Genomic DNA, 6222 nt, shown 5'->3' on the forward strand with positions numbered 1-6222 from the left:
CGGACGGTCAGCGCCCGCCGCGAACCTCGTCTCGACAGCGCACCCCGTCATCACCGCAGCACCGCGAGGAGCACGGCATGGACCACACGACGAGTACCCCGACCACCGGCACCGGCGAGGCGCTCCGCCTGGAAGGCGTCGGCAAGGTGTACGGCACCGACGAAAACCGCGTCGTCGCCCTCGACGACGTGTCGCTGAGCCTGCCGTCCGGCACCTTCACCGCCGTCATGGGCCCGTCCGGCTCCGGCAAGAGCACGCTGCTGCACTGCGCGGCCGGCCTCGACCAGCCGACCACCGGCCGCGTCCACGTCGCCGGCGCACTGATGTCCGGCACCGACGAGACCGCGCTCACCAAGTTCCGCCGCGAGCGCATCGGCTTCGTCTTCCAGCAGTTCAACCTGCTGCCCATGCTGACGGTGTTGCAGAACGCCACGCTGCCGCAGCGCCTCGCCGGCCGGAAGCCCGACGAGGCCCACGCCGCCGCGGTCCTCGCGCGCGTCGGGCTCGGCGACCGCCTCGGCCACCTGCCCTCCGAGCTGTCCGGCGGCCAGCAGCAGCGCGTCGCCATCGCACGGGCCCTGGTCGCCGAACCGAACATCGTCTTCGGCGACGAGCCGACCGGCGCGCTCGACACGCGCAGTGCCCGCGACGTGCTGACCCTGCTCGCCGAGTCCGTGCGTGCTTACGGCCAGACCGTCGTGATGGTCACCCACGACCCGGTGGCCGCGTCGTACGCGGACTCGGTGCTGTTCCTCGCGGACGGGCGCATCGTCGGCGAACTCGTGGCACCCACTGCCGAATCGGTCGCCGAACGCATGGCGCACTTGGGCGACATGGTCGCGCGCCGCCGAGCGGCGACCGCGGTCTGACCCACGCCCGGACCCCCGAACCAGACCCACACACAACACAACCCGAAGGAGTACCGGCGTGTTCGCTCTGGCCCTCCGCTCACTGCGGCACCGCATCGGCGGATTCGCCGCGAGCTTCCTCGCGATGTTCCTCGGCGCGACGATCCTCATGGCGTTCGCCTCCATGCTCGACACCGCCGGCGGCGAGGGGGTCGACTCCACGAGCAAGGAAACCCTCACCACCATGGGCGCGGTCGTCGGGTTCTGGGGCCTGCTCCTGGTCGTGTTCGCGGTGTCCTCGACGCTGACGCTCTCGGTCCGCCGCCGCTCCGCCGAGATCGCCCTGCTGCGCAACATCGGGGCGACCCCCGCCCAGGTCCGGCGCCTGATCGTCGGCGAGACCGCGGTGCTCGCGGTTGTCGCCGCGGCCGTGGCGATCGCCCCCGCCATGGCGGCGGGCCGACTGCTGCTGGAACTGCTCGGCTCGACCGACCAGGTCGCCTCCGACGTGTCGTACGCCTTCGGCCCGATCGCGCTCGGCATGGGCATGACGATCACCTTCGCCGCCGCCACCCTCGCGGCCCTGCTCACCGCGCGGCGCGCTGCCCGCATGAGTGCCACCGATGCGCTCACCGCAGCCGCACAAGACGACGGCCGGATCAGCCGCAAGCGCGTCGCCGTCGGTGTGGTGTTCCTGCTCCTCGCCGCGAACCTGGCGGCCGTCACCGCGACGGTCATGAAGGGCGAGGGCTCGGACGCCATGCAGACCGCGGGACAGACGTCCATCTGGGCCGGCATCGGCTTCGCCGTCCTCGCGCCCGCACTGATCCGCACGGTCGCCGCGCTCGTCGCCGGCCCGCTGGAACGCCGCGGCCCGGCCGGCTACCTCACCGCCCAGAACCTGCGCCGGCACACCGGCCGCCTCGCCGCGGTGATCATGCCCGTGGTGCTGTTCACCGCGATCGGCACCGGCACGCTGGTCATGCAGGCCGTCGAGAACGACGCCATGGCGGCGTCGGGGCTGGTCAAGACCAACGAGCAGAAGAACATCGAGACGCTCAACTTCGTCGTCATCGGGATGATCGTGGCGTTCGCGGCGATCATGCTCGTCAACACCCTCGTGGCGGCGACCGCGAGCCGCCGCCGCGAGTTCGCGCAGACCCGGCTCGCCGGGGCGACACCCCGTCAGATCCTTGATGTGGTCCTGTTGGAGGGCGTTGTCCTCACCGTGACGGGCGTCGTCTTCGGCACGCTGGCCTCGCTGTTCACGATCCTGCCCTACAGCTACGCCCGCACCGGCGACGTGCTGCCGGGCACCGGTGCCGGGATCCACCTCGGCATCGTCGCGGTCGCGGCGGTGCTGACCGTCGCGACGGGGTACGCCGCGGCCCGGCAGGCCATGCGGACGCCCGCGATCACCGCCGTCGCGTGACCCGGCAGTCGGCCGCCCCCCGCCCGGTTCNGCATCGTCGCGGTCGCGGCGGTGCTGACCGTCGCGACGGGGTACGCCGCGGCCCGGCAGGCCATGCGGACGCCCGCGATCACCGCCGTCGCGTGACCCGAAATTCGGCCGCCCCCCCACCCGGTTCGCCGGGCGGGGGGCGGCCCGTCGAACCGGGCATGATCGGCGTGGTCCCGTACGCAACGAGAAAGCAGGCAGGACATGCACGACCAAGGCGGCACCCGCGAGCAACGCATCCGCGTGCTGGTCTCCGGCCGCGTCCAAGGGGTTTTCTACCGCGCCACCTGCGAGCGCGAGGCGCGCGCCGCCGGTGTCTCCGGCTGGGTGCGCAACTGCCCCGACGGCCGCGTCGAGGCGGTGTTCGAGGGCGACCCGGACGCGGTCGAGCGCATGGCGGCGTGGGTCCGCAGGGGACCGCGGAAGGCCCGGGTCGACGACGTCGAGCTGTACGACGAGCCGGTGCAAGGTCTGCGGGACTTCGTCGTACGCGACTGACAGGCAGATTTCTGCCCCAAAGCATAAGCAGCCGTCTAGACTCACCCGCATGGACGCACTCGCGGGACTCCTCGACGGCCCTCGCGCCCAAGGCGCGTTCCTGCTCCGCTCGCTCCTCGACCCGCCGTGGTCGATGCGGATCCAGGACGAGGCGCCGCTCACGCTGGTCTCGATGGTCCGCGGCGACGCGTGGATCGTTCCGGACGGCGGCGACCCGGTGCGCCTCGCCGTCGGCGACGTCGCCATCGTGCGCGGCCCGGACCCGTACCTCGTCGCCGACGACCCCGCGACACCGCCGCAGATCATCATCCACCCCGGCCAGGTGTGCACCACTCCCGAAGGTGTCGAGGTGGCCGGGCTGATGAGCTTGGGGGTGCGGTCGTTCGGCAACTCCGCCGACGGCCGCACGATCCTGCTCACCGGCACGTACACCATGGAAGGCGAGATCAGCCGGCGCCTGCTCGACGCCCTTCCCGCTCTCGTCCTGGTCCGTGAGAGCGAGTGGGACTGCCCGATCATCCCGCTGCTCGCCGACGAGATCGTCAAGGACGAGCCGGGGCAGGAGGCGGTCCTCGACCGGCTGCTCGACCTGCTGCTGATCGCCGTCCTTCGCGCGTGGTTCGCCCGTCCCGAAGCCGAGGCGCCCGCCTGGTTCCGTGCCAACAGCGACCCCGTCGTCGGCCGCGCGCTGCGCATGCTGCACAACAACCCCGCCCATCCGTGGACCGTCGCGAACCTCGCCGGTGCGGTCGGCGTCTCCCGCGCGGCCCTGGCGCGCCGCTTCGCGGACCTCCTCGGCGAACCGCCCATGACCTACCTCACAAGCTGGCGCCTCGCGCTCGCCGCCGACCTGCTGCGCGAACCCGACGCGACGATCGGGGCGGTGGCCGTGCAGGTCGGCTACGGAAGCCCGTTCGCCCTCAGCACGGCGTTCAAACGGGTGCGCGGCATGAGCCCCAAGGAGTTCCGCGCGCAGGCCGTGCGGGCCTGACGGGCGGGGCCGGCCGCGCGTGAACAGCAGCCGAATTCCGGAACCCCCGTCGCAGCGTTCGCATACAGTCCGGATCATGAGAAGCATCGACGTGCGCGGTTACCTCGTCCGTCTCGGACTCGCCGGCATATCGGGCCCGCCGTCCACCGAGCTGCTGTTCGCGCTGCACCGCGCGCACGTGGAACGGGTCTCGTACGAAGCACTCCACGCGCAACTCGGCGACCCGGCGAGCATCGACCCGGCCGCGTCGATCGCGCGCATCACCGCGGGCCGGGGCGGCTACTGCTACCACCTCAACGGCGCCTTCGCGGTGCTCCTGGAGCACTTCGGCTTCCCGGTCGTCCGCCACCGCGCGGGCGTGCAGCCGCGCTTCGAGGACCCGCCCGGCGTGCTCGGCAACCACATGGCCCTCACCGTCCACTGCGAGGGCCGGGACTGGCTCGTCGACGTCGGCCTCGGCGACGGTTTCCACGAACCCCTGCCGCTGCGCCCCGGCGTCTACGACCAAGGCCCGTTTTCGTACGCCCTCGTTCGCTCCGACGTGGTGCCGAACGGCTGGCGCTTCACCCACGACCGCCGGGGCGCGTTCCCGCGCATGGACTTCGCACGCGAGCCGGTCACGATCGATGTCTTCGCCGAGAAGCACGCCTGGCTGTCGACGTCGCCCGAATCATCTTTCGTACGCACCTGCGTCGCCCTGCGCCGCGACGTCAAGGGTGTCGACAACCTCACCGGGTGCGTGCTGAGGCGCGTCGACGCGGCAGGCGAGACGGTCACGCAACTCCTCACCGAATCCGACTGGTTCGCCGCGCTCGCCGACGTCTTCAGGCTCACCCTCACCGATCTCGCCCCCGACGAGCGCCGCACACTGTGGACAAGAGTGCACGCCGCCCACGTGCGCCGCGAAACGGCACCCGCCACATGATCAGTAAACCGGCGGCGAGGTCCTAAGGTCGGACGGTCAGCGCGCGGAACGGTGTGAGGCGGTTGCATGCGGACTCTGTATCCCGAGATCGAGCCCTACGAGCACGGCATGCTGGACGTCGGCGACGGCCAGCAGATCTACTGGGAGCTCTGCGGCAACCCCGACGGCAAGCCCGCCGTCTTCCTGCACGGCGGTCCGGGGGCCGGGTCGACGGCCAGGCACCGGCGGTTGTTCGACCCAAGGGCCTACCGCGTCCTGTTGTTCGACCAGCGCGGCTGCGGTCGCAGTACGCCGCACGCCAGCGGCCACGAAACCGATCTGACGGCGAACACCACATGGAACCTGGTGGCCGACATCGAGCGGCTGCGCGAGATGGCCGGCGTCGAGCGCTGGATGGTGTTCGGCGGCTCGTGGGGGAGTGCGCTCGCGCTCGCCTACTCCGAGCAACACCCCGACCGTGTCAGTGAGTTGGTCCTGCGCGGCATCTTCACCCTGCGCGCCGCCGAGCTGCGGTGGTTCTACCAGGAGGGTGCCTCCGAGCTGTTCCCCGACCTGTGGGAGAAGTACCTCGCGCCGATCCCGGAGGACGAGCGCGGCGACCTGATGCGGGCGTACCACCGCCGGCTCAACCACGACGACCCCGAGGTGCGTGCCGAGGCGGCCGTCGCGTGGAGCGTGTGGGAGGGCTCGACACTCTCGCTGCGCCCCCGCCCCGACGTGGTCGCGGTCCACGGCGAACGCGACTACGCCCTGGCGTTCGCGCGCATCGAGAACCACTACTTCGTCAACAACGGCTTCCTGTCCGAGGGCGCCCTCATCGCCGGCGCCGACCGGCTCTGCGACATCCCCGCGGTGATCGTGCAGGGCAGGTACGACGTCTGCACCCCCGCCCGCACCGCGTGGGACCTGCACCGGGCCTGGCCGGAAGCCGACTTCGTCCTGGTCGACGACGCCGGGCACGCGTACGACGAGCCGGGCATCCTCGACGCGCTCATCACCGCCACCGATCGCTTCGCCCGACGCGCCTGACCCGCGCCGGGCGTGCCCCGCCGGCCGCCGAAAAAACCGGTGGCCGACAGGAAATCCATGAGGCAGGCTGCGGAGCATGGGCTTGCTCGATTCCATGGCCGCGCGCGTCGCGGGCGGGGCAACCGTCGAGTTCCGACCGAGCGGCACGTCGATGGCGCCCCTGATCCACAGCCGCCAACTCGTCGCCGTCGCCCCGGTGGAGACCGCGAGGATCGAAGTCGGCGACATCGTTCTGGCCCGTGTCGCGGGGACGACGTATCTGCACCTGGTCTCGGCGGTGGACCGCACGCGCGGGCGCGTGCGGATCAGCAACAACCGCGGTCGCACCAACGGGTGGACCGCTCTCACGCGCGTGTACGGGATCTGCGTGTCCGTCGACGGCACGGAACGCCCCACCGCGAGGGACAAAGTGCGCGTGCCCTGAGCCGTGCCTGCGCGCGGCCCCGGACATGCGGCACCCCGGTGCGCGGGG

7 protein-coding genes are annotated in these 6222 nt (G+C 71.7%); all 7 read left to right on the forward strand.

What is annotated here, in order from left to right; genetic code table 11:
* Window positions 1-77: 77 nt before the first annotated feature.
* A complete protein-coding gene (locus ACRX5W_RS03255; protein WP_436786345.1) occupies window positions 78-869 on the forward strand; it encodes an ABC transporter ATP-binding protein in 792 nt (263 codons plus the stop codon).
* 58 nt (window positions 870-927) lie between these two features.
* On the forward strand, window positions 928-2280 hold the full coding sequence (locus ACRX5W_RS03260; protein ID WP_436786346.1) for an FtsX-like permease family protein: 1353 nt from the start codon (window positions 928-930) through the stop codon (window positions 2278-2280).
* 231 nt (window positions 2281-2511) lie between these two features.
* Window positions 2512-2805 (forward strand): acylphosphatase, encoded by a 294-nt coding sequence (locus tag ACRX5W_RS03265; RefSeq protein WP_436786347.1) that lies wholly within the window; start codon window positions 2512-2514, stop codon window positions 2803-2805.
* Window positions 2806-2854: 49 nt separating this feature from the next.
* Window positions 2855-3796: an AraC family transcriptional regulator gene (locus tag ACRX5W_RS03270; RefSeq protein ID WP_436786348.1), complete on the forward strand. Its 942-nt coding sequence runs from the start codon at window positions 2855-2857 to the stop codon at window positions 3794-3796.
* A 76-nt stretch (window positions 3797-3872) separates the two neighbouring features.
* On the forward strand, window positions 3873-4721 hold the full coding sequence (locus ACRX5W_RS03275; protein WP_436786349.1) for an arylamine N-acetyltransferase family protein: 849 nt from the start codon (window positions 3873-3875) through the stop codon (window positions 4719-4721).
* Window positions 4722-4787: 66 nt separating this feature from the next.
* Complete coding sequence (pip, locus tag ACRX5W_RS03280; RefSeq protein ID WP_436786350.1) at window positions 4788-5750, forward strand: prolyl aminopeptidase; 963 nt, start codon at window positions 4788-4790, stop codon at window positions 5748-5750.
* Window positions 5751-5826: 76 nt separating this feature from the next.
* The gene (locus ACRX5W_RS03285) at window positions 5827-6174 is read left to right on the forward strand and encodes a S26 family signal peptidase (RefSeq protein ID WP_436786351.1); all 348 of its coding nucleotides are present in this window, start codon (window positions 5827-5829) and stop codon (window positions 6172-6174) included.
* Window positions 6175-6222: the final 48 nt, after the last annotated feature.

Source organism: Yinghuangia sp. YIM S10712 (assembly GCF_051388935.1).
In the GTDB taxonomy this organism is placed as follows: Bacteria; Actinomycetota; Actinomycetes; order Streptomycetales; family Streptomycetaceae; genus Yinghuangia.

Coding starts and splice junctions, on each gene's coding strand:
- ACRX5W_RS03255 (WP_436786345.1), top strand. CDS start 78: ATGGACCACACGACGAGTACCCCGACCACCGGCACCGGCGAGGCGCTC.
- ACRX5W_RS03265 (WP_436786347.1), top strand. CDS start 2,512: ATGCACGACCAAGGCGGCACCCGCGAGCAACGCATCCGCGTGCTGGTC.
- ACRX5W_RS03270 (WP_436786348.1), top strand. CDS start 2,855: ATGGACGCACTCGCGGGACTCCTCGACGGCCCTCGCGCCCAAGGCGCG.
- ACRX5W_RS03275 (WP_436786349.1), top strand. CDS start 3,873: ATGAGAAGCATCGACGTGCGCGGTTACCTCGTCCGTCTCGGACTCGCC.
- pip (WP_436786350.1), top strand. CDS start 4,788: ATGCGGACTCTGTATCCCGAGATCGAGCCCTACGAGCACGGCATGCTG.
- ACRX5W_RS03285 (WP_436786351.1), top strand. CDS start 5,827: ATGGGCTTGCTCGATTCCATGGCCGCGCGCGTCGCGGGCGGGGCAACC.